Consider the following 25,612-nt stretch of genomic DNA (forward strand, 5'->3'; position numbering starts at 1 on the left):
AGTCTTTTGTTAAAAGTTTAGAGCACAATATTAATTACTTTTATGCATCAAACTACTTATTTTTGATAAAAGTGAAGTTTTATCCTGAGTTATCACTGTAAAGTTCAAACCTGATTAGATTAGCAATGGCATCAATATTCTCAAAGATCGTGAGTGGCGAAATTCCAAGTTTTAAAGTAGCGGAAACGGAAGAGTTTCTCGCTTTTCTGGATGCATTTCCTATCACCAAAGGGCATGTGCTGGTCATTCCTAAGGTAGAGGTCGATTATATATTCGATCTGGATGAGAGTTTATACATAAGGCTTTTACTTTTTGCAAGAAGTATTGTTCCTGCTTTGGAAAAGACAGTTCCTTGTAAGCGGGTAGGAGTGAGTGTAATCGGTTTGGAAGTACCGCATGCACATGTTCACCTGCTACCTCTGAATAGTATGGCAGATGCTGATTTTACAAAAAAAATAGAAATTACTCAGGAAGAACTTGCGGAGCTTGCCGAAAAAATCCGGAGTAACATGTAATCAATTAGAAGGAAAAATCTTTTCTGAGTCCCAATGAAAATCCGTATGTGGTAGGATAGAGTTTACCTATATCAGCAGCCAAGGATCCTTTCAGGGTTGCTCCTCCAAGAAAATTCAGGTGTGACTGAAATGCGAGGAGGCCGGAGAATTGGTTGGCATGTGGGTAGATAGGCGCATCATAGGTACCCGAGTTACTGGAATAAGATAATTTGCTTATCCATCCAATTTTTTGAAAAAGAGTTCCTTGAAGTCCCAGGTGAAAAACAGCAACACGATTGTTACTTGTCATAAAATCAGCGTATTGGGGATAATTCCATACGGTATCTGAGGTGGGAGGAATAAAAGGAGTTCCTATGGTTCTTCCGTAATAGGACCACCCATCTCTAACCTGACCGTTGTTAAAGTAATCGTCCTTTCCTCTTGCCCAACTAGGTTGACCCCAATCCGCTGTATCTCCACCCTGGTCTTTTGTATACAAGAATTCCAAAACCATGGAGGTGATTTCAAAATTGCCTCCGTATGAATTTTTAAACTTCATACGAAAGCCATTCAGCCCATCCTCTATGTTAGCTAACCAGAATAATGATCCATCCTCATAAAGGCTTTGGCGGTAAAAAAGTATACTTGTGGAATAGGTTTCAATTTCCATCCCCAAATCGATAGAACCCAAGTGATTTCCAACTCTACCCGTTGCGTCATTAATACCTGGATTTTTACTGTGTGCTTTTCCGGTAATAACGTTGATATAGTTAGAAAAACCCCGTGGCATCACACCTTCTTCTGTATTATGCTCTGATTTACCTCCCCATTGAACCTGATGGTTAAAGCCTCCGTAAAGTTTAACCCGCGATGAAACTTTCCCAAGACGAATATATAATTGCTTTTGATGCAGTTTTAGCTCACTGGTTACTGGTCGGGAATTTTCAAAAAAACCATCGGAGTAGAAGCCATTGAAGGAAATCCATCCCTTTGTAAACGGTACATTGACAAAGCCCATGGTACCAATGGAAATTTTGGGAATAGGCAGAGCATTCTGAGACCAGGAATAGGATCCGGAGCTTATTGTAGAATCTGCCAGTCCTATTACTTGCTTTTTTCTACCAACAAATAGCTCCCAATTTTTAAATCGAAGCGTTCCGTAGGCCTGTGGTAAAAGAAGTTTATTATTGTCTTTGTTGAAATTTGAAACTAACTCGACGCCCGCTCCAATTCGTAGTGTTCCACTGCTATTAATGCGGCCTATCTTTTCAAGTTGCCCGCGTAAGGATCCTGTGGGTGATGTTTTCGGTACAATTCCATATTGGTTTGCCTGAAGCCAGAATGGGGTATTAGAGGCAGAAGCTCCGTAAGCGGATACTTCTATATAGTTGGTTGTAGAATCTCTTACTTCGTTCAGTAATTCTGATTGCGAATAGCTGATTAAAGGAAAGGTGTAAATGATAACGAATAAGAATTTTAGAGATTTCAATCTGTAAAGGATCATATAATGTGTGGTCAGGCTCGAAAATTACTATAAAAAATTAAATTAATGTAATCCAGAGATTTTTTTGTTATTCTAACAGACATCTGGAATTAATTTAAAAACCCAGTTTTTTTTACGCCGAGCATGATACTGTTTGAATTCCTGTAGAGTTGTCCGATATCTGAAGCGGCAGTTAGCTGAATGGCTAGTCCCCGCCTGCCGTTGAGGTTATGTTCTCCATTTATGATAAAAGAAAATTGGTTCTTACCGTAGGGTAAGGGGTTTACATATGTTCCAAAGTTACGTGAATAAGTACATCGAAACAACAAATTTGAGTTTAACCACGCCGCAGTTGCCCCCAGATTAAATGCCATTATACGATTGTTATGAGTGAACTCGGTCGATCGTACGTCCTGCCTATCGTCTGTAGCGTTAGCAATCAGAGGAGTTCCCATATTTCTTCCGTAGTAAGACCAACCGTTTCTATAGATAAAGTGATTGTAATAATTGGCTGTTTCATAAATTCCTAGTCCCGACATTGGATTGTTATTCCGTTGGTTTTTTGTATAAACCATTTCCAATAAAAAAGAATTGAATACAAAATATGGCTCGGTTATCCGTTTGGTTCGTTTGATGCTCAATCCATTAAGGCCATCCTGAAAATTGACTACTTTGAAAAGTGAGCCTGTATCATAAACGTTCTGTCTGTAGACGAAGTATGTCCAGTTTTCTTGCTTCCATTTTAATGCCAGATCTATTGTGCCAAAATGATTACCGAGTCTCATATGGTTATACTGTGTTCCGGTTACAGTGTGCCAATAGGCTTTTGAATTCGATATTTCCTGTATGGGATAAATTTCACTTTCTCCTCCCCATACAGCCTGATGATTCATTCCAGCATAACCGTTCAGCTTCATTTGTTCGTTCCCCAGTCTGAAATAAACGGATTTTTGATGGAAATAGGTATTAGGAATATGACGAGCTGCTCCATAATTGATATCAGAGCTGTTAAGCAGGCCATCGGAATAGGAGGCCTTTACAGAAAGAAATCCTCCGGTAAAATTCAGAGGATAGAATTCGGGAATGGCAATCTGGATTACCGGGATCGGACGCGCATTCCCCGATATACTGAGAGAACCGGATGTAAGAACTGTATCCACAATACCCGTGATGGATTTTTTTTGTCCTGCCAAAACTTCAACGGGGCCTAACTTCGCTGCCATGTAGGCATCAGACAGAAATATGTCTCCCTGTTTGCCATAAGACGCAACGGCTTCAATCCCAGCCGCCCATTGAATAATGCGAGGATTACCAGGATGGTAACGTTTATTGATCGCAAATTTAGCGAGTGCGAAATTACCCGAGGTTGATACAGTACCGTATTGATTAGAATGTAACCAAAATGATGATCTTTGGGAAGTGCTTCCAGCTCCATAAATAGCAGCACTATAAAGTACAGTTGAATCTTGTGCTTCGACTCCCTGAAGCAAAGAAAGGATTAAAATTAAAGTAAAAATATGCCTAATAACCAACACTCTAATACGAAGTTCACTGTTTTTTGTGCAAAGCTATGAGATTATTGCTTGCTAAGAAAGCCATGCTTCAGCCAACCCACGCTAACCGCTGTACTTGATGGGTATATTTTGCCCTTATCGGCAGCTATATTCAGATACATAACACTTCCATTAAAAAATTCTATTGGTCTCTCCATGCGCAATAAAAATGAAAATTGATTTAGCGGCGGATCAAATGGAGTATTATATGTTCCGGAATTTTGGGTAAATGTTCCTTTAAAGGCAATTTTGTAATCACGCCATAGAATGTCCAAGCCAGTATGTAGTCCAACTATCCTGTTGTTAGTTGTAAATGAAGAAGGATCTTTTGGGAGATTGTCTCGGAGTAGTGACTGTGCAGACAATAAGGGGTTTCCTAAAGATCGCCCACGGTATGACCACCCTTGTCTATATACATAGTGATTGTAGTAATTATCATTACCGAATATACCTCCGTGGAAATCGAATATTTCTCCACCCTGGTTTTTTGTATAGATGAACTCTAGCAAAGCCGTATTTACTCTCAGGGATTTATCAGATATGCGATTATTTCTTTTGAACCTGATTCCATTTAATCCGTCAGTCACGTTAGATAGTTGCGCCAGTGAGCCGTCTTCATAAATACTTTGCCGATATAACAAAAATGATCCGGTATTGATTCTCATTTCGACCGCAAGGTCTATTGTGCCGAAATGATTTCCAACTCTGCTTCGAGCCCAGGGTTTTCCAAAAATTACATAATTGTAAGCTGTCATCCTTTTTAACCCCCCTGAAAATATTTGATCCTCACCGCCCCACATAGCTTGATGGTTAAAGCCGGCATATAAGCTTAATTTGGAATATATTCCACCGATTCGGGCATACAGTGTTTTTTGATGTAAATAAACATCTGGTATGTAGGAAATATTGCCATATTGAACATTTGCACCTCCAAGAATTGCATCAGAGTAGGAGAACTTAAAGGCTAGGAAATCACTTCCTGGAATGATATTGAAAAATTTGGGAGTTGAAAGTTGTATTTTTGGATATGGTCGGAAATCGCTTCCCATACCTACTGAACCAGAGGTTAGAAGACTGTCTGCTAGTCCGGTAAATTCTTTGCGCTGGCCAATTATAAGTTCTATAGGTCCCGCTTTTCCTGCAATATAGAAGTCAGAAAAGAAGGCTTCATTAATCTTTCCAACTGATGTAACTGCCTCTACTCCTGCAGACCATTGGAAGAAACGTGGGTTATGTACATGGTAATTTTTGTGAAGTGAGAATTGTCCCAACGCAAAGGAACCTTGCAAAGGTATATTACCATTAGTATTAGAATGGAGCCAAAACGGGAGGTTTCCGTGAGGTATAGCCCCCTGCAGATTTACGTTGTATGTTATAGTAGAGTCCTGGCCGAATGCTACTGTTGCATGCAACCAGCAAAAAAATATAACTAAGGGGATACCTTTCATTGGATGGGTGACAATCTTAGTAATTTTGTAAGATACTATCGACCCCTTTTCCCGAAAATAACCATGATGGTCATCAGTATTATTTTAAACTCTAAGAGGAGAGTCCAGTTTTTAATATAATAAAGATCATACATTAATTTGTGCCTAGCATCATATACGCCCGCTCCGTAAGAGTACATCACTTGGGCATAACCTGTAATTCCGGGTTTAATATTGTGACGCATATTGTAGTAAGGAATGATTTCGTCAAAACTTTCAGTAAAAACTGGTCTTTCCGGCCTTGGACCAATCAGGGAGATGTCCCGGTTAAAGATATTTATGATTTGAGGAAGCTCATCTATACGGGTTTGTCTCATGAACCCACCATATGAAAATACTCTGGAATCTTTCTTTTTAGAAAATGTAGCGCCATTAGCTTCCGCGTCGAGTCCCATAGAACGAAACTTAATGCAGTAGAAGAGTTTGTTTGCTAAGCCCACTCGTTCTTGGCGAAAGAATATGGGTCCTGGAGATTGCATCTTAATCTTAATATAACTCAAAACCCAAAATGGAAAACTAGCCAGGAATAATAAAATAGAGACGGTTACATCTATAATTTTTTTTGGATACTTTATTCGCTTTCCAAAAGAGGATATTTCAGACAAGTTAGGATTTGTATCCCCAATGGATTCCGGAATGTAGATTTTTTTCAGATTCTTTTCGCAAAAATCGAATACTGTTGTTATTCGTATTGACTTATTTTTTCTGACAACAAGTTCATAAATAACCCTATAGCGACTATCATACTGTGGATTGGTAATAAGATGTATTTTCTCATACTTTTCGAGCAATGGGCTAACTGTATGCTTCAATAAATAGTCATCATCAGTGGAGTGAGGGATTAGGATAATCTCCTTATACACAGATTTCAGAAGCCGGAGATCATACTTTTGAAGAAAGTAGTCGTAACTGGTGATAATCAAAACTTCATCTGTAGCAGCAGTCTTGCTAAGAACGCGGTGTACATATTTACGGTCAGAAACAGAGGTCTGGCTCATAGGTGTGCATTAAGAATTAATAAATGTGTGCGAAAGCATCGCAAGTTTAGGCATAAACTTTTAAAAATGAAAGAATATTTGTTGTCAAAGTTAAAGTCAATAATAATAATATCTGATTATGTCACCTAATGGCGACCACCAGGCAAATTTGCTTATTGGCCATATAGGTGCCAACATATTAGGAGGAGGGGGAAAATCCCTCTGTGGGTAAAATAGTTAATTCATGCGTAGGGTGGTGGAAGATTGAGTAATACTAGTGCTACGATTTTTTGTCATTGTTATGTAGTATAATTTTTCTATAATTTTGTTCGATTATAAATAATTCTACATACATTCGCGAATGTGTATTACAAATGCGAATTGTTATGAAAATTGATAAGACAATTTTGTTCGTGATTTTGTGTTTCTCATCAGTCAATAAGGTAACTGGCCAAACACTCAGTACCAGTAGGATTGAGCCTGTGGGTTTCATAAGTTATATTTCAGGATCTGTCAATGAGCCTATTACAGAGTATGTTGATGGATATGTCAAAAACCGGGGAGAGGGGAGACTCATTTTTCCTGTTGGAGATAATGGTAAACTCAGACCATTTGCAGCTGACGGTTTGGGTGTGATAGGGAGCTATTTTGCTGCAAATCCCAGTATTGCTGTCACGAGTGATACAAATGGGGGAGATTATATCCCTTTACCTTCAGGAGCCCCATTCAACATAAATAGCATGGGAATGGAGGTTGCCCGAGTGAGTGCTCAGGAATACTGGGATATAAACGGAGATTCAAACTCAAAGATTACGTTAAGTTGGGACAGCGAAAGCGATATTGCCGGTCTTTTAGCGGGTGAGGATTTGTCAAAACTTCTAATTGTTGGTTGGGACGGCGGTAAATGGATAAAAGTTCAATCTGTGATTGATCCTGTATCTATTCTGGGAAATAGCAGTTCTGTTTCTTCCGGCTCATTAACTTCTGTAATTCCCATAGTTCCTAGTAGTTACAATGTATACACCTTTGGTGTAGCAAGAGGAGCGTTACCTGTAAACCTTATTAACTTCAAAGGTCTGGCCATAGAAAGTAAAGTACAGCTTAACTGGGAGACGTCAGCTGAGAAAGGGAGTGATTATTTTGAAATTCAACGAAGTGGAGATAAGGGGGGGTGGGTAACGCTCGATAAAGTTATTGCTGCTCGAAATTCTAATATTACTCATTCTTACTATTATTTGGACACAAAACCACTATACGGACAAAATCTATATCGTTTAAAGATGGTCGATCAGGATCAATCTTATGCATATAGTAATATTATCCAGGTGAGATTTGATGAAAGTAATGGCGAGAGGACGGTTTTGTTTCCTAATCCTGCGACCAGCAAAATTTATGTAAAGTCAAGGAGCTCTGATATCTCTGGTGTCAAACTCCTCAGTTTAACTGGTACCCTATACTACAGTGGGCTACTTCCTTCAGATGGATTAGATGTTGAAACCATTCCGCGTGGGCAATATATTTTCGTTGTTTTCTATAAGGATCAGGCTTCGAGTACCCATAAAGTTTCAATAAGATAACTGACTACCCACGCCCACTGCAGAAGTGAACTGATATACAATCATAGCTATGGCTTATCTTGATACATACACACCGCTACTTACTGCTCAGACTGCTGCGCATTTACTGAGAAGAGCTACTTATGGTCCCACCCAAAGCGAAATTACATCCTTTACTGGCTTAACTGCATCACAGGCTGTAGATCTTTTGTTTGAGAACATTCCCTATACGCTAAATGCTGATACTCCTGTAGATTTGGATGAGACCAAACCAACCGGTGGGCAGCCTTTCATTAATGCCCCTTATAACAACTTAAGATCATATAATTTAAGCATATGTATCAAACATTGGTGGGTAGGTCTAATGGCAGTTCAGAATGGTCGTCCCTCGGTTCTGGAAAAACTAGCAACGTTTTGGCAGAATCACTTCGTAGTATCTCAACTCACAGTTTTAGATTACAGGATGACTTATTCGTATCTGCAGTTAATAAGATCGATGTCAACTGGTAATTTTCGGACTTTTTGTATTGAGATGACCAAAGATGCTGCTATGCTTCTTTTTCAAAATGGTAATGAAAACCAAAAAATCAGGCCAAATGAAAACTATGCGAGAGAATTACAGGAGCTCTTTGTTGTAGGACAGAAGGATTTTTACGGGAATTTAAACTATACTGAAGATGATGTAAGGGCTGCTGCAAGGGCGTTAACGGGATGGCAGGTGAGTAATTATTTATCAGCAGGTTCTACTTCATTTGGAGTGTCATTTAATGAAGGTAGACATGATACGGATGAAAAAAAGTTTTCTTCAAAATATGCGAATAGGAGTATTCCTGCTCGTATAGGAGCTACTTCCGGAGAGAGAGATATTGAAGACCTGATAGACATACTTTTGAGTCATGGAGAGTCGAGTAAATTTATAGTCAGAAAGCTTTATCGTTGGTATGTGAACAATAATGTAACTGCTGAAATTGAAGATAATGTGATTGTTCCATTGGCTAATTTTTTTGTCAGCTCTGAAAATAACTATAATATTGGTAATCTTCTTAAAAAATTGCTCACAAGTGACATTTTCTATGATGTAAGAAATCGTGGTGCTATTATAAAATCACCAGCGGAAGTTCTGATCGGTTTACTTAGATTCTTCGATCAGCCCGTACCAGACTTTAAAACAGACTTTGTAGCATTTAGAAAATACACGCAGTTTGTGATAGGTTACATGGATTCTCTGCAGCTGAATTTTTTAAACCAGCCCTTGGTGTTCGGATCCGTTCCATACTATCAATCCGGTTATTCTAAAAATTGGATAAATGGAACTGCCATTGGTTTTCGCAATAATGCTATGGAATATTTCATATATCCATATGTTGAGATTAAGCCGGGTACACTTCTCGGTAGAGATATGCTTGTATGGATAACATCTATGCAGCCTAATTTTAATGACGTGGAGGGTACAGACTCTATATCATGTGAGTATGTATTTAGCCAAATGTCAAAGAACCTTTTTGCGATAGAGCTCAATCAATCGCAGACCGATTTTTTAATAGACACAATTATGATGCAACGACTTCCCAGGAATAATTGGATCAATGAGTGGACACGTTATAGATTATCGCCTGCCAATGTAAGTCGCCAAGACGTGGTGAAATGGAGATGCCTCCTGCTTATGAGGTATATGTTGCGTATGGCAGAGTTTCATGTATTTTAAGTCTTTAATTATGAAAAGGAGGGATTTTCTTGCTGCAGCATCTTCCATGGTGCTTCCACTTACCGTTAATGGGCTTGGCCTAAAGGCATACAATGAGAACTCAAAGTTGGTTCAATCTGCTCTGGCTACTAACTCGTTAGAGCAAGACAAAATTTTAGTGATAATCTATCTAAATGGAGGTAATGACGGGCTTAATACAGTTATTCCCATTGAGTATTACTCTGAATATTTTAATCTAAGAAGCAATATTGCAATTCCCGAAAATAGGGTCCTTCCGCTCGAAGGCAATTTGGAAACGGGTTTACATCCTTCTATGGATGGCATGAGGAACCTTTACAACGATGGGAAGTTAGCAATAGTGCATTCTGTATCATACCCTAACCCGGATTTGTCTCACCCCAGGTCAACTGAAATTTTGATGACTGGTGTGGATTCAAATCAGTATTCTCGATCAGGCTGGGCTGGAAGATATTTGCAAGATAGATTCAAAACCTATCCGGATGGGTATCCTAATGATCAGATGAGAGATCCTTTAGCGATTCAGATAGGATATATTGATACACCCACATTGTTTGGAAATGATCAGCCTATGAATGTGGCAATCCAGGATCCGCAAAGGTTTTATTCTCTCCTGGGTAATATCGGAGAAGTTTCCGAAACCAATCTGCCATGCTGTGACGCTGGAGATATGATTAGCTTTATCCGGCAGCAGCAGGTTCTTTCTGTCGGGTACTCAAATGAAATCAAGTCTGCTGCTGATAAGGGAACCAATTTAGGAGCTTACCCGGCTGCTTCCCTTGCACAGCAATTGAAGATCGTAGCTCGTTTGATTCATGGGGGATTGCAGACTAAGATTTATTATGTTGAAATGGGAGGTTTTGATACTCATGCGACTCAGGTGGGAACAACTTCATTGGAAGGTGTACACGCAACACTGCTTAAAAATCTGTCTGACTCAATAGCAGCATTTCAAAATGATTTAATTTTACAAGGAAATGAGAATAAGGTAATTGGTATGACATTCTCTGAGTTCGGAAGAAGAGCTAACTCAAATGCTTCCAAAGGTACAGATCACGGTGTTGCTGCTCCCATGTTTGTATTTGGATCCGGAGTTAAAAGACAGGTTGTAGGTACGAATCCGAATCTTGTCAGCGACCTGTTACCGCCAATTGTACCTTGGGATAAAAATCAGAATGTAAAAATGCAGATAGATTTCAGGCGGGTTTATGGTGATATACTTAATGACTGGTTTGGAAACAGCCAATCCAGCACTAATAGTATTTTGTTTAAGGAATTTGATACCATCAGTTTATTCTCCGAAACTGTTGAATCCGTTAGTTCGGGTTTTTGGCCTGATAGGAATATCTGGTCCACCGGACGTCCCCCTGGTGTAAACGATTATGTGAAAATAAATAATGGACACCAGATTAATTTGGGGCAGAATGTTACTGTGAAAAATATTTATGTTGGTAGTGGAGCAGAATTGAGCTTAATGGGTAACTATAAAATAAGCACGACAGGATAAATTAAATTACTTAAGCTTACCCTCACCAAATATATTTATTACATAATCGTCTGTTATATCTTTTGATTTTGGTATTACAGTAGCAGGGTTTCCCATAACTAGTGAATTCGAGGGTACATCAGAATTAATGAAGCTGTTGGGTGCAATAAGGACGTTATTTCCTATCTTTATTTTTCCGACTATAACAGTTCCAGTACCAATCCAGACCTCATTTCCGATGTGAGGGACACCTTTTTTATCCCCTTTATTAGTTTGACCTATTGTAACATTAGGAGCAATGTTACAATTATTTCCAATAACTGCACTTCTGTTGATTATAATTGTTCCGAAATGTCCTATATAGAATCCACTTCCAATCTGAACATGTAGGGGAATTTGAAAACCATACTTATATGCGAAATGTATATACAATAATTTGAAAAGGAGACCCAAAGGATTGTATTTGCTGTAGCGCTTTGCTTTTCTCCACAGATAGATGAATCTGAACCCGGGAATTCGAATCAGACAAAATAGAAATTTCCCCAAAGATATTTTACCAGAATGTCTAAATAGGTCTGCTTTAGTAGCGGTATTCATGTAAATGTTGAGCTGCTATTCATCTCCATAAAATTTTACTCTAACGAGATGAGTATTTGTATTATGAAATTGTTACTCTTAAATGAATCTGTGTCTGTCAATGGGCTAAGTTCTACATAATTCAATAGAATTACTAATCAAAGTATTGAATAAATTTTCGGCAGCCAGCGTGGATAGCACAGCTTAGAAAATTTTCTGCTCGGACTGAACCTACCGATCATCTACTGAACTAAATAATAAGTGCTATTTTAGAGATTTTATGAATTCATTTGCTAAAATCCATTTTCCACCTTTAACAAAGTCCAGAATTTTCTCATCCTTAACTGTTTTGATGAATCTAGCTTTTCTATCCACGTACTTTTGATCTCTCCCTAAAACATTCCGTTGAGAAGGAGATACGTTCTGAGTGGTATCACTAGGGAGGTTTAGCAAATTAAAGTCAACATTCATCCTTACCCGATTGATTCTGCCGAGCACTACCGAATCCGAACCTGCTGCAGATGATGCCTGCTCTAGTATCCTATCGTAATTTGATAAGTGAGCTGGTTTTAAATAACCCGTCGTTCCTCCCCATGATCTCAGTCTATCTTTTTCTTCCCGAACTGCTGCCTGGACTGTAAAAATGTATTGTTGTAAATAAGGCGAAGCCTCCTTATAATACCTATCACAAAACGTTGTGATCAATGCATTGTCATCTAATTGTGGATTCCATAATAACTTTGACAAGACATAAGATTTTAGTTCCTTTAAATCTCCTACAATTTTAATAAAACTCTCCATATACACATAATCTACTCCAATTTCCTTAAAAAGAAGCAGGTTAGGTTTGAACGTAAAAATTGTCGGATAGGGTCTTAAGAAATCAATGAAATTTTCAGTATAATCATAAACCATCAAATGTTTCGTAATCGACTTCCACTTTTTCAAGTATAAGAAGTAATTTGTATTTGAAAGCTTATCAAACGATTTCTCGCGGTAAGCTTCAATAGGAGCATAGCAAATTAATACATTTGGTAAGGGTTTTACATTTTTTAGGGACGGAGGACTTAATGTTTCGTGATATGCAAAAGTCGCAATAATTTTAGTCGGAAATTCTTTTGCTACGTTGTTTATGAATTTCATCAACATGCCACTATGGCCACCCCACTTTTGATAACCATCTTTACATTTATCACAGGTACAAAAGCTTCCAGTATCTTCTTGTCCAACCATCCAAAATAGTTTGTTAGGTTTCTGGTTTACAAGGATACGCAAGGTATCTATCAAAGTTTTAGCAACATCTGAATTACTAAGGCAAAGTTGACCAGGGAGTCTTTTGCCACTAACTAGTGAGAAATATTCCGGGTGACTGGCCAGATAAGCCTTAGGTGGAATTAATTTGAAGAAAGTGTGACCAAACATTCCCCATTCATTGGGCTCTTTAAAAAAATGCGTCAACATATTCCAGTCAGTATAATTATCGCTGTAGGACAAGTCATTGTAAATATCTCGTTGTTTGAACGCAGGATTGTATACTGCACTTATTTTTTCTGTGAATTTAATAGTAGAGTTCTTAGGTATATACCACTCGTGCATATCTAATTGCTCGACCCCCATAACTTTTTCCAGAAATCCATATGCCGCATATAGAATCCCCTTTCCATTACCGCCATTTAAGAAAACATCATTGTTGATGATATCAATAGAGTAACCATCACCCGACACTGAAAGCCAATAGCCTTTATGTGATCCAAGTTTCTTACCAATGTAAATTTTGTTTTTTTTGGGGCTTCCGTTTTGCACAATCTCAAGTTTGACACCAGTGGCCTTGTGTATATAGGTTTGTAGTTCTCTACTAGCTTGTAACTCCAGACTATTCACTTTTTTAGGTATCACAATCTGATAGCTAGTCTTCTGATTACTCACGAAAACAATCTCTTTACAAAAACACAAAGTTGTGTTTATAAAAATCAAGAAAGTTAATAGGAATCTGATCATGTTTGTTGAGATTATTAGTGCTCATTCTCATAATAGGCAAATACCTCTCCAAATGACTGGGAATCTGGGACAAATAGTCTCTTCTGTATGCCACGTTGCTTGATGAGACAGGCTCGGGAAAAACAATGTATGAAAAGGAGTGCGACTGATGGTTTAAGTTAAAGTTTGTATACGTTAATGAAATACCTCCCAGGTTGTAGATTACTATATTAGTAAGTCCAGAATTTTTCGCTATTGGTTAACTCTTTTTTCGTAAGAAAACATTATAGAATAATAGGACCACCTTCGCAGGCAGTATTCTTACAGGTATTCGGATAATAAGATATTTGAGGAGTTCGGTGTTGCTTAAGTGCCCTAGGTTGTAGATATATGTCACAAATTTCAGTTCGTGACGAATATACATAATCCCGCTTCTCCTTTTGATGGTCTCAATACCGTTTCCGACTCTGAAATAAAGCAAGGTTTCAGGAAGATTGTGTAATTTAAATCCTTTATTCAGCATTTTCACGAATAAAGAGTAATCTTCAAAATAGAGTAATTCTGGGTTATAACTTCCTGATTCAAGCACTGCTGATTTTCGATACATTACTGAGGGGTGATTCATTGGATTTCGTAGTTTGGAGAACTTTATTATCTCGTCATTACTTGAAGGCATCAACCTGACTATTCCAAGATCTCCTGGTACACCATTAAATTCTTCAATGTTACTGCCTAATACTGCTACCTCCGGATGAGACATCAAATAACTGAGCTGCTTTTCGAACCTGTCTCGTGTAGCGATGTCGTCGCTATCCATTCTAGCAATTATGTCGCATCTACAATGAGATATGCCAACATGAAGTGCATTGCCCAGTCCCTTATTTGTTGGTAGAGAAACGACTTTAAATAGATCTGGCTGGGATTGAGTAACGCGTTCTAACACTACATCTAACTCAGTAGTGAGTGGTCCATCCTTAACAATTACAATCTCAGTTGGTCTGACTGATTGATCCATTATACTCTTCAATGCTTCCTGAAAAAAAACAGGATTTTCCCTGAAATATATAGACATCAATACCGAAAATTCCATTAGTCGTAAATTTTTAATATCCAGTAATCTTGCAAGCCTATCGAAAGGTTAGACTATCGCATAACTACACCTTTTAGATATGCAAACATCAAATTTAAACCTTTATCCAGGTCAGTGAAGCCCGAGATTTTAAACCGGCTTTTAAGAAGACTGTTATCAAGTATATTAACAGGAACATCGAAATTTCTGCCCTCCATATAATCTACTTTTACGTCCTTATTTATATTTTTTCTTATAGTATTTATAATTTCATTTATTGATGTACCCACACCGCTGCCAAGGTTATAGACAATTTCCGGAGTGTCTATTTCAATTGATTTGATAAGGCAGTGAGTCACATCATCTATATGAATGTAATCTCTGACTACTTCCCCATCTCCCCAAACATTAATTGTGTCCGATGTTAGTGCTTTGTATAGAAAAATTGGAATAACACCTTGCTTTCCCTGAGGATTTTGATTTTCTCCATATGGATTAGATAGGCGGAATATACAAGCATCTAATCCCCATAGTTTATTATATAGATTTATGTAGCTTTCGATTGTTCGCTTCGCTATCCCATACGAGCTAATAGGATTTGAAGGGTGGGACTCAGGTATTGGCAGTACACTTGGAATTCCATAAACAGTACCACCTGAGGAAGTAAAAACAACTTTCCTGATTCCTGTCTCTAGTGCAGTTTGTAAAAGTCTGATGCTGGGTATGACATTGGTTTCAATATCATATGTAGGGTTGAGTACCGATTCTGAGGGAATTGTTGAGCTTACAAGATGATAAACGAAGTCAATATTTTTTAATGCCTCTTTAATGTCCACTGGATTAAAGAAGTCACCTTCGAATATCTCAATATTCTGAATAATGGACGAAATATTTTTTCTGTTAAAGTTTTTAACGTCAAATATTCTAACATCATAATTTCTTGAAAGAAGCCCTTTTGCAAGATTTGAACCTATAAATCCCCCTCCACCAATCAAAAGGCATTTTTTTCTCATATTGTTAATTTTAAAGTATGGTTACATTCCGTGATTCAATAATGAAACGAATGTATTATGATTAGAATAGAGATTATCACTGGTATTCGTATTGATATGATGCTGCCATAGTATTGGCATTTATAACATGGTCAATAACGTTTCTGTTACGTCTGCTTAATACTTGATAATTATCTGCTGATAGTTCATCAATTTTAAATGAGAGTGTATCGATAGCGCCTGTGGGAAATGTATATTTCCAGTTTCCCATTTTTGAAACAAGTTCATGGTGAGGTGCTATTTCAGATAATAAAACAGGTAATCCGCATCCCATGGCCTCCATTACTGAGGTGGGAAGGCCTTCTGACAGAGAAGATGCAATGTAGTAGTCAGAAGCCTGAAGATATTTCAAAGTTTCAGATGTATTCCCTAGAAAGTAAATGTTTTTATATTCTTTGGATATCTCTTTACATTCATTCATTAGGGGGCCATCTCCAATCATAATCAGCGCTGAATCCTCACATACATTTGAATTTATAAATGCTTTTACTGTAGTGATTGGATCTTTTCTGTAGATAAGATATCCCACGAAGATGAAAACTTTTTTATTGGTAGGTAGTTTTAATTCATTCCTAATGGAAACTTTTACGGAATCATCTGCTGTAAAGTAGATTTCCTTTGGTATGCCATTGTTTATTACTTTCAGATTAGAATTATATTTTTTATTCAGCTGGTCAGCTACAGCATTTGAGCATGCGATACCAATTTTATTTTTGATCGATCTTATATGGAGGATGGCCATAATATAACCTTTTAATTTTCCATACAACATCGTATAATCATCAAAAATGTTACTGTTAATGGTAGTAATTACTTTTAAGTCAGAAGAACTAACTGATCTTAACATCCAATCTCCACGAAATCCGTTTATATGTATCACATCTATGCTTTTCTCCTTAACAAATTCCATTATTTTTTTTGTACCCTTTAAAAAACCATCTATTCTTGACAGCCCAAGTGTGTGAATTGGTATACCGAGGTCAATAAATTGCTGTTTTAAGCTATGATGTTGAGGATTTTCTGGAGATAGTGTTAGAATTATTGGATGATATATCGATCTATCCAAATGGGAAATTAAATTATAAAGCACGTTTGTAGGACCCGTTCTTTGTAACGTAGAGACTATATATAGGACTTTCTTCATTTTTTTGTATTTCAAATTTTGTAAATGTGTGTTTTCTTATTTGCAAATCATGTTCTACTAACGATTAAAGAAAAAATCAAGTTGCTTAAGATCTTTGTTCTTGCTGAAAAAAGCAACACAACAATACGCCACTATCATTATAAAGGCGAAATATCTATACTTTTTTAGTAATAGGATAGACGGTATTAGCACGTGCTCAACATTAGAAAATAGTGTAGCAATCCTGCCTGCAAAAATCGCAAACATATTGAATGCAGATAGCCAGAAAGCGGCTATTACATAACTGACCAGAAGCACATTGAAATGCGGAATATGCTTTTCAAAGAATTCTTTATTTTTGATCAATACAGCGAGAACGACGAAGTGCTTGATTAATACAGGATTAAGTAGCCCCAGTGTGTAAGAATAACGGGAATCAACTATGTAATTCCATAAAATTGGATTATTAATAGTTTTTTGAAGCAATTTAAAGAAAGCAATTCCTAAAAAGCCTCCGATAAGTAATCCTATCCCCAGCAATATCAACTGTGTTTTTGTTTTGAGGAGATAAGGATAGCTAAAATAGACGATGAAGAAAAAAAGACCAACAAAATGGAACATAGCCGCAAACCCCAAAATCATGGCAGTGCGAGCGAGATTTCGCTTTTCAATATATGGTAGGGCGAACATTGCAATAGCGATCGACAGTCCTGCCCGTATCTGAAGCATATCACGAAGTATAAATACGTGTGAGAAGTAAATAAGGACAGCCAAAAAATAATAAGGAGTGTACCTTCTAAAGAAAACCAGACAGGACGTGATGCTGGAAAATGCAATAATAGCTATAAAAGCCTGAAATTTGAGTCCTATGGTTCGTGACAGGCCGCTTAAGAACATGTACCCCGGCTCCATTCGTATTTGAGGCGAAAGAATTACTGATTCGTTGCCCCAATCGGGTACTTTGTAATATTTTTTCAAATAGTTAGTATAATCAGGATCTCCGTACCTTGTGGACGCTGTAAAGACAAGAAGTATACAAACTATTATATAAATTACCAACTTCAGATCCTTCTGCAGAGGCAGTAATTCGCAAAGCGACACGAAAGCCAATAAGACAAACACCAAAAGAAGATAACTATACATAGACTATACTTAATGAAACGGACAGGGCTTTAATTTATGCGTGCCTTGTAGTTAGATGAGCTGCTACCCAATAGATTAATTCACATCCTTTTTTAAAGTAGCATTAAATAATTCCATCCATTTCAAATCAATGGATTCTATATAAAAATTTCTAGCATTGCGTATGGACTCCTGAGCCATTTTTTTTCTGAGTGGCTCATTGAGTAGCAGGCGTTCCATTTGCTCAGCTAGTTGCTGGGAGTTTCCAATATCGAATTTGACAGCACAGTCTTCATTGATGACGTCGTTAATACCTTCTATGTCAGAGGTGATAATAGGTAAGCCACATTCCTGTGCTTCTATTAATGCCATAGGCATACCCTCATAATAGGAAGACAATACAAAGATGGAGGAATCTAAATAATAATCTTTTATGTTGGAAACTGTTTCAATAAGTTCGACTTGGTTTTGTAATGAATATTGCTCTACAATGTCGATCAATTCATTAGCTTTATGGGTAACTCCCTCACCTATTATCCGAAGTTTCCAGTCAGTGTGTTTTTGGGCGATTAAAGCAAAAGCCTTCAAAAGTATAGGAAAGCCTTTTTGAGGAGCTCCTCTTCCAACGGCAAGCATATATTTCTTATCCAACAAGGATTTAGTTTCAGATCTGAAAGGTAGAGCGTTGAATATACAGGTAACGTCTTTCCATCCGCTACTGATAACCGTATCCTTTACGTCATTATTTAGAACTACCAGATTTTTTTTGGGTTGTATAAATTTGTAAGTAATACTTTGAAAATAGCGTACATAACTTGGAAATTGCTCCATTTGTGGATGCTGATTGAACGTCAAGTGTAGCAGTTCAAGTGTGCGCTTACTATATAATCGTTGAAATCCGACAAATGCGTCATGAACGGTGGATTTGTGAATTAAAACTATATCTGGCTTCTCAGTCTTTAATAATTTGATGTAGGCTTTTATTCCTGAAATAAGACGGAAAAAATCTGTTATGTATTTGACGATCTTATTTCCGGGGTACGAGGGCCTGGACTCTACAAGTACTTTAATTTTTACTCTTGAATCAATTTGATAAATGCAGGGCTCATCTTTAAATACCCAGATCTCTACCAAGTGACCCTTAGATATCCAATAATTGGCCAAGTTAACAGCGACCCTCTGTAATCCTCCCTGGTGGGATAATGCATGTACCAGAGACACGATTTTAAATTTTTGTGTGTTTTGCATGAGTTTGCTGACGTAAAACTAGTTACGTTGATTAATAATGTGTGTGAAAAAAGCGAGTCTTTGGTTTTCCTTTGCAGTGGAAGAGATAAGCGGCTCTATCGCACTTAATGAAACACGTTTTCCCTTCCAATTTCTAACAAATGCTTTTATTTCGCTAACATGATTGTATATATTGTCTTCAGCGTTAGGTAATTGCAAGACGAAGTTTTGGCCGGAGAAGTCTGTGTCGTTGTATGCAATAATTAATGGTATGCCTAATGATGCGTATTGTCTTACTTTTAATGGGCATGCTTCGTACATTTTCTTTCTATGCAGAGCCAGTGTCCCCACTGCGACATCTATTTTAGTATATAGCTGCATCAAATCGTCTTTTTCCAAATATCCGTGACTAAAGAAATTGGATAGATTATTGTTTGGAACATCCTCACCTACCAGATGAAAATCTGCTTCTGGAATTAATTCTGCCATTCTTTGAAATTTATCCATGCCATGCCATGTCATGTTAGGACTGCCTACCAAAATTAGTTGAGCACGGACGTTGGAAGGAGTGATGGTGGTATTAGTATGTTCAAGTTTAATACCATTGGTAATAGTTGTTACAGGCTTTTTGAAATGCTTGTAATGACTTGATATTTCATTCGTTACTCCTATGAAGCCGTCTACGTTGTCATTAATCTGATGTTGAAAAAGCTGGTACATCTTCAGTAAACTACGACTACCCATTTTCACTTCTTCGGAAAGCAAAGTATTGTTTTCAATTATGACCTTGTGTTTATTTAATAGCCTGCCCACACCTGGATAAGCAATCATTTCTCTCAGGTAGATGATGTCCGGATTTATAGATTGTATATAGTTTTTATATCTCCCGGCACTCAATATTTTGTTTCCGAGGTTGAATAAGGCTATATTTTTCGTCGTCCGAACAAATGGATGAATGAAAATGAATGCGCCAGCGGCTGACTTTGTCAGGCATTCCTTGCCGCCAGTTGTAATTTGGCAAGGTATCGAAACGACATATACATCGTGTCCGCATTTCTTCCACTCGTCTATCTGTGCATTCATTTTGAATAGAACGCCTGACGGAATATCCAGATTTACTTCTGTAATATATATGATCTTCATTATTGAATGGAAATTGCGGTTTTTGGCACAGCACTCTAACGTACCAATTTTCTGTACTATACCTAATCAATATCTTAACTCTGATGGGTGTGACACCATTCGGAACTATGTGTTCTAAAACACCTCTCTTGGAATCTAGTTAATGGGAACATAGTCTAGTAAAAATTGCATATTAAATCTAAATAATTTTCTTGACGACAATTTTCGTAGTTATTTGCCCCTTACTACATTCCAAATTAGATAAAGGTAGGCTAGATAAAATAGCGATTGAGACAAGACCGTTACATAAAGAAAAGATTCAAAGCTGTACGTATATCTGTAAGTAGTGTAAAAAGTGCACAGTGTTAGCATCATTTGAATCCCAGTCGCAAAAAGTAACCACTTTTGTTTTTCAAATACGATAAGCGCAGATGATAACGGTGAACAAAAAAAGCGGACCGAAAAGAGAAATATTAAAATAGATGCATATCGTCCAGCATCATACCACTTATTGCCCAATATCCAAGAAAAAAGATCTGGAAGTACAAAGTAAGCAACAACACATGTGGGAATTGATACAAGAACTAGTGGTTTCAGGATCTGAAGGAAACTTCCTTGGGCATTCCCCGTTAATCGCTTTTCTTCTGTTGCACGCTGTATGAATGCGTCTGATACAGCGGATGATATGAGGATCAATGGCATAGACAATAATCTGTTTGCAAAAGAATATTGACCGAGAATGGCCGCATCAAAATATTTAAAGACAAAAATACTTGTACTGTAAAGTGCCAACGAGTTTGCCAATGTAGCAGCAACAGAAAATTTTGGAAAATCAATGTATTTTTTTGCCAACACAACGTAAGTCTCTTTCTCCTGCTGCCAATTTGCGAAATTCCAAAATCCCTTACCAGCTGTCAAACGTTTATACATTGAGCCATTGACCAAACTTGCGGATGTCAATTGGGTAATGATCAGTCCGAGCGACCCTAGTTTTGCTAATCCAAAGACTATTTGCGTTATGCCTCCAATAATCGCCTTTTCCACACTTACTCTTGCAATAAGTTTAAATTCTGATTTTCTTATCGCATAAAATCTAACTGTTACAAAAAGAGCGGAAAAGAATACGAGAAAAGGTATTGCAAACAGGTAGTTTTTTAATTCGGCTCTTCCAAGCCATATTGCGAACGTTCCAGAAAAGAAACAAATAGATATGAGAAGGAGTGTGCTCACAAAGAAGTTAATCAGGATGGACATTTTTAATAATGAGAATCCTTCTTCATCCTGGGCGGGCAATACAATTCCTTGCTCATATTTGAGACAAGCAACACTTGTTAAAATAGCCGTAACAGATACAATTACCTCTATAAAGCCGTAGTCTTCCGGTGAGTACAGCCGAGAGCATATGGGGTATACCCCCACAGTAATCAGTTGCGCAAGCGCAGTTCCTGATACTAGCGTTAGTACATTCTTTAAAAATGGGTTTGTTATTTTTAGCAACGTAGTTTTTCTTGTGATCGAATTTCTCACAAATTATAAATTAGTCGATCACTTATTTGAAGCTATAAATCCGTTCAATAATATCCACCACTTTTAATCCTTCCAAAGCATTTGTGGTAATAGCAGATCTGCCGTTTAGCACGTCCACAACGTTATCGATCACATAATGGTGATTGGCTGCCGATCCTTTGTATGCACCATAGTCGTTGCCAGGATTGGTGGGAGCGAGCTCAGGCATTTGGTAGCCCTTTACATTACAAACTTCTATTTTGTCCATATACTGACCGCCAATTTTCACTGCTCCGTTTTCCGCGATGATGGTCATGGAGCTTTCCAGATTCTGATTCCAGATGGAGGTAGAGTAGTTCAGAGCACCCATTCCGCCATTGACGAAATCAAAGTTTACGAAACCGCTGTCTTCAAAGTCTGTCAGATGCTGGTGGTTGAAGTCATTGAATTTTCCCTGAATATTTTCCACGTCTCCAAACAGCCAGTACATAATGTCTATAAAATGAGAGAATTGCGTAAAAAGAGTCCCTCCGTCCAAATCTTTTTTCCCATGCCAGCTTTCTGGTTTATAATATCGTTCGTCTCTGTTCCAGTAGCAATTCAGCTGAACCATAAAAATCTTGCCCAACACACCACTTTCTATTAGTTCCTTAATCCAGACCGAGGGTGGGGAATAGCGGTTCTGCATCACTGCGAATACCTGGCGGTGTACCTGCAGCGCTTTAAAGATTACTTTTTCAGCGTCCTGTTTGGTCAATGCCATTGGTTTTTCCACGACAATGTGTTTGCGTGCTTCCAATGCCTTCATGGCATGTTCTGCATGAAAACCATTCGGGCTTGCAATATTTATTACATCTGCTTCAATACCCGAGGTTAGAAAATCATCCAGGGAATGGAAGAATGGTACGTTGTATTGGTCTATACCCAGTTCGGACTGAGGTTTTACATCTATGAGTGCAACCAGTTCGGCTTCCTCATTTCTTACAATCATTTCTGCATGACGTTTCCCGATATGTCCGCATCCGATTACGGCAAATTTTCTTTTATGGTCGTGTATAGGCATTACTTCTGTAATTTTTTTACTTCGTTATTTTGTAAAATATAATTTTCCCCACTTTCAGGGCAAGTCGCGTTTCCGTGGTTATCAAAATCAAGACGATGCCCGTACTCGCTGATCCAACCAATTCTTTTTGCGGGGTTTCCCACCACAAGAGCGTAGGGGGCAACTGTTTTTGTGACCACTGCTCCTGCTCCTATGAAGGCGTAAGCGCCAATGTCGTGACCACAGACGATTGTAGCGTTTGCACCAATAGACGCTCCTTTACCCACGTGTGTTTTGGCATATTGTCCACGGCGGTTTATGGCACTTCTGGGATTTGTAACATTGGTAAATACCATAGATGGCCCCAGGAAAACATCATCGTCACAAGTGACTCCTTCGTAAATAGAAACGTTGTTCTGAATTTTGACATTGCTCCCTAATATTACGCCAGGAGATATAACGACATTCTGACCGATGTTACAGCGCTCACCTATGGTACAATTCGCCATGATGTGAGAGAAGTGCCACACTTTGGTGCCATTACCTATTGTACACGGAGCATCAACAATAGCGGTTTCATGTGCAAAATAATTCAGCTCTGCCATATTATTTTTTAAATGATTTTACAGCGGAAATGATAAAGTCCTGCTGTTCCCGATTCATTTCCGTATGGATAGGTAACGAAAGTACTTGCGTACACAGCGATTCTGAAATTGGGAAATCTCCCTGGTTGTACTCAGGTGTGCGGAAAGCTTCCTGTAAATGCAAGGGAATAGGGTAGTATACCATGGACGGGACGCCCCGATCGGCAAGATGTTGTTTTAATGCATCGCGGTCGGCAGGGTCGTGCAATCTTAGCGTATACTGGTGAAATACATGTGTTGAATTCGTTTGTCTTTTGGGGGTCTGAAGCCAACTTAATTCGGAAAGCTGCCGGTCGTAATACGTAGCGGCTGCTCCGCGAGCTTTGCAATAATTATCCAGCTGTTTTATTTTTACGGATAGAATGGCCGCTTGTATGGTATCCAGTCTTGAGTTTACGCCAATTACTTCGTGATGGTATTTTTTAGCCTGGCCATGATTCGCAATTTTCCGGATGAGCGTGGCCAGTTCATCATTATCTGTGTAGAGCGCGCCTCCATCTCCATAACATCCCAAATTTTTGGATGGGAAGAAAGAGGTACAGCCAATGTCTCCGATAGTTCCAGCCTTTTTTATAACCTGATCGCTGAATGTATAGTCGGCTCCAATAGCCTGGGCCGTGTCTTCAACTACATATAAGTTATGTTTTTTAGCCACAGCCATTATGGGTTCCATATCAGCTGACTGCCCAAACAAGTGAACCGGAACTATGGCTTTTGTTTTGGGTGTAATGGCTTTTTCTATGATCTCCGCCGTGATATTGAAAGTATCAGGATCAACCTCAGTTACTACCGGTTTTAATTTGAGAAGTGCGATGACTTCCACGGTAGCTACGTAAGTAAAACAGGGTACGATTACTTCATCTCCTGGCTGAAGCCCAAGTGCCATTAATGCTATTTGTAACGCATCTGTGCCATTTGCGCAGGTAATGACATGTTTTGCTCCCAGATAGTTTGCCAGGGAAGTTGAAAATTCCTTTACCTGGGGTCCATTGATAAAGGCAGTAGTATCAATAACATGCTGAATCGCCTGATCGATTTCAGGTTTAAGTTTTTCATACTGACCTTTGAGGTCAACCATTTGTAAGTTCATATTTATAAGCGTGCGTCTATAATACTGCGGTCAAGAAATGCTTTTGTGTCGAAAATAACAGCCTGTTTATCACTTTTAATGTTGTCCAGGTCAAGATGTAGAAATTCTGAATGAGATACAGCTAAAATGATCGCCTCGTACTTGCCTTCGATGCTATTGATCATTTTAATTCCGTACTCGTGTCTGACCTCCTCAAAGTCGGCATGAGGATCATAAACATCAACCTGTAGTCCAAATTGTTTTAATTCCTGATATATGTCGATGACACGCGAATTTCTTATATCCGGACAATTTTCTTTGAAAGTCATACCTAAAATAAGCGCTTTGGCACCTAAAATTTTGTGACCTTTATTAATTAGAAGTTTAATAACCTTATTGGCAACAAACATTCCCATGTTATCATTTACACGGCGACCGGAGAGTATCACTGCGGGGTGGTAGCCTAATGATTCTGCTTTGTGCGCAAGGTAGTATGGATCAACTCCGATACAATGTCCTCCTACAAGCCCTGGCTTATATTTGAGAAAATTCCACTTGGTTCCGGCAGCTTCAATTACATCAGTAGTATCAATACCTATACGGTCGAATATGAGAGACAACTCATTAACAAATGAAATATTAACATCACGTTGCGCATTTTCAATTGCCTTTGATGCTTCGGCTACTTTAATATTTGGTGCTTTGTGTGTACCAGCAGTAATGATTGATGCGTAGAGATTGTCAACGATATTTGCAATCTCAGGAGTTGAACCCGAAGTCACCTTCATAATTTTAGTGAGAGTATTTACTTTGTCACCAGGATTAATACGCTCAGGGGAATAGCCGCAAAAGAAGTCTTCATTGAATTTTAATCCTGAAAATTTCTCTAAAACAGGAACACAATCTTCTTCAGTACAACCTGGATAAACCGTCGATTCATATATGACAATATCTCCTTTTTTCAAGATATTCGCAATCATTTCAGATGCTTTGAGTAAGGGAGCCAGATCAGGCGCTTTGAATTGATCAATTGGGGTTGGTACTGTTACAATGAAAGTGTTGCAGGAGGCAAGAACAGTGGTGTCAGAAGAAAACGACAATCCTATATCCGGATTGTTTTTATTAATAACTTCATTTAACGAAGTTAAGTCTGCCTCTTTTGTACTATCATATCCGCAAGAAAGTTGCTGCATTCGTTGCTTGTTAATATCGAATCCTATGACCGGATACTTTTTTCCAAATTCAATTGCTAACGGTAGCCCGACATAGCCTAAACCAATGATCCCTATTTTATTTTTTCTCATTTTGTTTTAGATCCCCCTAA

21 protein-coding genes are annotated in these 25,612 nt (G+C 38.2%); 4 read left to right on the top strand and 17 right to left on the bottom strand.

Annotated features, from left to right (window positions below; all coding sequences use genetic code 11):
- Window positions 1–125 precede the first annotated feature (125 nt).
- Window positions 126–515, top strand: coding sequence for an HIT family protein (locus DSL64_RS09565; protein WP_115830518.1), 390 nt, complete (start codon window positions 126–128; stop codon window positions 513–515).
- Window positions 516–519: 4 nt separating this feature from the next.
- On the opposite strand, the gene DSL64_RS09570 is transcribed toward DSL64_RS09565, so the two are convergent.
- From DSL64_RS09570 to DSL64_RS09585, 4 genes are all read right to left on the bottom strand, one after another.
- Entirely contained in the window at window positions 520–1,998 is a 1,479-nt protein-coding gene (locus DSL64_RS09570; RefSeq protein WP_115830519.1) for a capsule assembly Wzi family protein, read from the bottom strand.
- An 89-nt stretch (window positions 1,999–2,087) separates the two neighbouring features.
- Entirely contained in the window at window positions 2,088–3,467 is a 1,380-nt protein-coding gene (locus DSL64_RS09575; protein WP_158547904.1) for a capsule assembly Wzi family protein, read from the bottom strand.
- A gap of 86 nt (window positions 3,468–3,553) precedes the next feature.
- Window positions 3,554–4,978, bottom strand: coding sequence for a capsule assembly Wzi family protein (locus DSL64_RS09580; protein ID WP_115830521.1), 1,425 nt, complete (start codon window positions 4,976–4,978; stop codon window positions 3,554–3,556).
- A 35-nt stretch (window positions 4,979–5,013) separates the two neighbouring features.
- Window positions 5,014–6,015, bottom strand: coding sequence for a sugar transferase (locus tag DSL64_RS09585; RefSeq protein ID WP_115830522.1), 1,002 nt, complete (start codon window positions 6,013–6,015; stop codon window positions 5,014–5,016).
- A gap of 365 nt (window positions 6,016–6,380) precedes the next feature.
- Here DSL64_RS09585 and DSL64_RS09590 point away from each other — a divergent pair, with 365 nt between their 5' ends.
- Genes DSL64_RS09590 through DSL64_RS09600 form a run of 3 tightly spaced genes read left to right on the top strand, consistent with a single transcriptional unit; the run spans window position 6,381 to window position 10,780 of the window.
- Window positions 6,381–7,571, top strand: coding sequence for a T9SS type A sorting domain-containing protein (locus DSL64_RS09590; RefSeq protein WP_115830523.1), 1,191 nt, complete (start codon window positions 6,381–6,383; stop codon window positions 7,569–7,571).
- Between the two features lie 49 nt (window positions 7,572–7,620).
- On the top strand, window positions 7,621–9,255 hold the full coding sequence (locus DSL64_RS09595; protein ID WP_115830524.1) for a DUF1800 domain-containing protein: 1,635 nt from the start codon (window positions 7,621–7,623) through the stop codon (window positions 9,253–9,255).
- Window positions 9,256–9,265: 10 nt separating this feature from the next.
- A complete protein-coding gene (locus DSL64_RS09600) occupies window positions 9,266–10,780 on the top strand; it encodes a DUF1501 domain-containing protein (protein ID WP_115830525.1) in 1,515 nt (504 codons plus the stop codon).
- Between the two features lie 6 nt (window positions 10,781–10,786).
- Here DSL64_RS09600 and DSL64_RS09605 read toward each other — a convergent pair whose 3' ends face one another.
- The 13 genes from DSL64_RS09605 to DSL64_RS09665 all read right to left on the bottom strand — a co-directional run bounded on the left by DSL64_RS09605 (window position 10,787) and on the right by DSL64_RS09665 (window position 25,592).
- Complete coding sequence (locus DSL64_RS09605; protein WP_115830526.1) at window positions 10,787–11,356, bottom strand: serine O-acetyltransferase; 570 nt, start codon at window positions 11,354–11,356, stop codon at window positions 10,787–10,789.
- A 243-nt stretch (window positions 11,357–11,599) separates the two neighbouring features.
- Entirely contained in the window at window positions 11,600–13,261 is a 1,662-nt protein-coding gene (locus DSL64_RS09610; protein ID WP_158547905.1) for a glycoside hydrolase family 20 protein, read from the bottom strand.
- A 310-nt stretch (window positions 13,262–13,571) separates the two neighbouring features.
- Window positions 13,572–14,402, bottom strand: coding sequence for a glycosyltransferase (locus DSL64_RS09615; protein ID WP_115830528.1), 831 nt, complete (start codon window positions 14,400–14,402; stop codon window positions 13,572–13,574).
- 53 nt (window positions 14,403–14,455) lie between these two features.
- Entirely contained in the window at window positions 14,456–15,394 is a 939-nt protein-coding gene (locus tag DSL64_RS09620; RefSeq protein ID WP_115830529.1) for an NAD-dependent epimerase/dehydratase family protein, read from the bottom strand.
- 76 nt (window positions 15,395–15,470) lie between these two features.
- The gene (locus tag DSL64_RS09625; RefSeq protein ID WP_115830530.1) at window positions 15,471–16,577 is read right to left on the bottom strand and encodes a glycosyltransferase; all 1,107 of its coding nucleotides are present in this window, start codon (window positions 16,575–16,577) and stop codon (window positions 15,471–15,473) included.
- Between the two features lie 57 nt (window positions 16,578–16,634).
- Window positions 16,635–17,699: an EpsG family protein gene (locus DSL64_RS09630; protein WP_115830531.1), complete on the bottom strand. Its 1,065-nt coding sequence runs from the start codon at window positions 17,697–17,699 to the stop codon at window positions 16,635–16,637.
- Window positions 17,700–17,774: 75 nt separating this feature from the next.
- Window positions 17,775–18,926, bottom strand: a complete 1,152-nt coding sequence (locus DSL64_RS09635) for a glycosyltransferase (RefSeq protein ID WP_115830532.1) — start codon at window positions 18,924–18,926, stop codon at window positions 17,775–17,777.
- An 18-nt stretch (window positions 18,927–18,944) separates the two neighbouring features.
- Window positions 18,945–20,048, bottom strand: coding sequence for a glycosyltransferase family protein (locus tag DSL64_RS09640; protein WP_115830533.1), 1,104 nt, complete (start codon window positions 20,046–20,048; stop codon window positions 18,945–18,947).
- Window positions 20,049–20,258: 210 nt separating this feature from the next.
- Entirely contained in the window at window positions 20,259–21,554 is a 1,296-nt protein-coding gene (locus tag DSL64_RS09645; RefSeq protein ID WP_115830534.1) for a lipopolysaccharide biosynthesis protein, read from the bottom strand.
- A 22-nt stretch (window positions 21,555–21,576) separates the two neighbouring features.
- Complete coding sequence (locus DSL64_RS09650) at window positions 21,577–22,596, bottom strand: Gfo/Idh/MocA family protein (RefSeq protein WP_199539364.1); 1,020 nt, start codon at window positions 22,594–22,596, stop codon at window positions 21,577–21,579.
- Window positions 22,596–23,180 (bottom strand): acyltransferase, encoded by a 585-nt coding sequence (locus DSL64_RS09655; RefSeq protein ID WP_115830535.1) that lies wholly within the window; start codon window positions 23,178–23,180, stop codon window positions 22,596–22,598. Before DSL64_RS09655 ends, DSL64_RS09650 begins: the two co-directional genes overlap by 1 nt.
- A 1-nt stretch (window position 23,181) precedes the next feature.
- A complete protein-coding gene (locus DSL64_RS09660) occupies window positions 23,182–24,309 on the bottom strand; it encodes a DegT/DnrJ/EryC1/StrS family aminotransferase (RefSeq protein WP_115830536.1) in 1,128 nt (375 codons plus the stop codon).
- Between the two features lie 2 nt (window positions 24,310–24,311).
- Window positions 24,312–25,592 carry a nucleotide sugar dehydrogenase gene (locus tag DSL64_RS09665; RefSeq protein WP_115830537.1) on the bottom strand — a complete coding sequence of 427 codons (1,281 nt, stop codon included), beginning with the start codon at window positions 25,590–25,592 and terminating at the stop codon, window positions 24,312–24,314.
- Window positions 25,593–25,612 lie beyond the last annotated feature (20 nt).

This window comes from Dyadobacter luteus (assembly GCF_003383615.1).
GTDB lineage: Bacteria > Bacteroidota > Bacteroidia > Cytophagales > Spirosomataceae > Dyadobacter > Dyadobacter luteus.

What these genes read in the sequence shown, in the direction of transcription:
- DSL64_RS09565 (WP_115830518.1), top strand. Translation starts at nt 126, where the DNA reads ATGGCATCAATATTCTCAAAGATCGTGAGTGGCGAAATTCCAAGTTTT.
- DSL64_RS09570 (WP_115830519.1), bottom strand. Translation starts at nt 1,998, where the DNA reads ATGATCCTTTACAGATTGAAATCTCTAAAATTCTTATTCGTTATCATT.
- DSL64_RS09580 (WP_115830521.1), bottom strand. Translation starts at nt 4,978, where the DNA reads ATGAAAGGTATCCCCTTAGTTATATTTTTTTGCTGGTTGCATGCAACA.
- DSL64_RS09585 (WP_115830522.1), bottom strand. Translation starts at nt 6,015, where the DNA reads ATGAGCCAGACCTCTGTTTCTGACCGTAAATATGTACACCGCGTTCTT.
- DSL64_RS09590 (WP_115830523.1), top strand. Translation starts at nt 6,381, where the DNA reads ATGAAAATTGATAAGACAATTTTGTTCGTGATTTTGTGTTTCTCATCA.
- DSL64_RS09595 (WP_115830524.1), top strand. Translation starts at nt 7,621, where the DNA reads ATGGCTTATCTTGATACATACACACCGCTACTTACTGCTCAGACTGCT.
- DSL64_RS09600 (WP_115830525.1), top strand. Translation starts at nt 9,266, where the DNA reads ATGAAAAGGAGGGATTTTCTTGCTGCAGCATCTTCCATGGTGCTTCCA.
- DSL64_RS09605 (WP_115830526.1), bottom strand. Translation starts at nt 11,356, where the DNA reads ATGAATACCGCTACTAAAGCAGACCTATTTAGACATTCTGGTAAAATA.
- DSL64_RS09615 (WP_115830528.1), bottom strand. Translation starts at nt 14,402, where the DNA reads ATGGAATTTTCGGTATTGATGTCTATATATTTCAGGGAAAATCCTGTT.
- DSL64_RS09620 (WP_115830529.1), bottom strand. Translation starts at nt 15,394, where the DNA reads ATGAGAAAAAAATGCCTTTTGATTGGTGGAGGGGGATTTATAGGTTCA.
- DSL64_RS09625 (WP_115830530.1), bottom strand. Translation starts at nt 16,577, where the DNA reads ATGAAGAAAGTCCTATATATAGTCTCTACGTTACAAAGAACGGGTCCT.
- DSL64_RS09630 (WP_115830531.1), bottom strand. Translation starts at nt 17,699, where the DNA reads ATGTATAGTTATCTTCTTTTGGTGTTTGTCTTATTGGCTTTCGTGTCG.
- DSL64_RS09635 (WP_115830532.1), bottom strand. Translation starts at nt 18,926, where the DNA reads ATGCAAAACACACAAAAATTTAAAATCGTGTCTCTGGTACATGCATTA.
- DSL64_RS09640 (WP_115830533.1), bottom strand. Translation starts at nt 20,048, where the DNA reads ATGAAGATCATATATATTACAGAAGTAAATCTGGATATTCCGTCAGGC.
- DSL64_RS09650 (WP_199539364.1), bottom strand. Translation starts at nt 22,596, where the DNA reads ATGCCTATACACGACCATAAAAGAAAATTTGCCGTAATCGGATGCGGA.
- DSL64_RS09655 (WP_115830535.1), bottom strand. Translation starts at nt 23,180, where the DNA reads ATGGCAGAGCTGAATTATTTTGCACATGAAACCGCTATTGTTGATGCT.
- DSL64_RS09660 (WP_115830536.1), bottom strand. Translation starts at nt 24,309, where the DNA reads ATGAACTTACAAATGGTTGACCTCAAAGGTCAGTATGAAAAACTTAAA.
- DSL64_RS09665 (WP_115830537.1), bottom strand. Translation starts at nt 25,592, where the DNA reads ATGAGAAAAAATAAAATAGGGATCATTGGTTTAGGCTATGTCGGGCTA.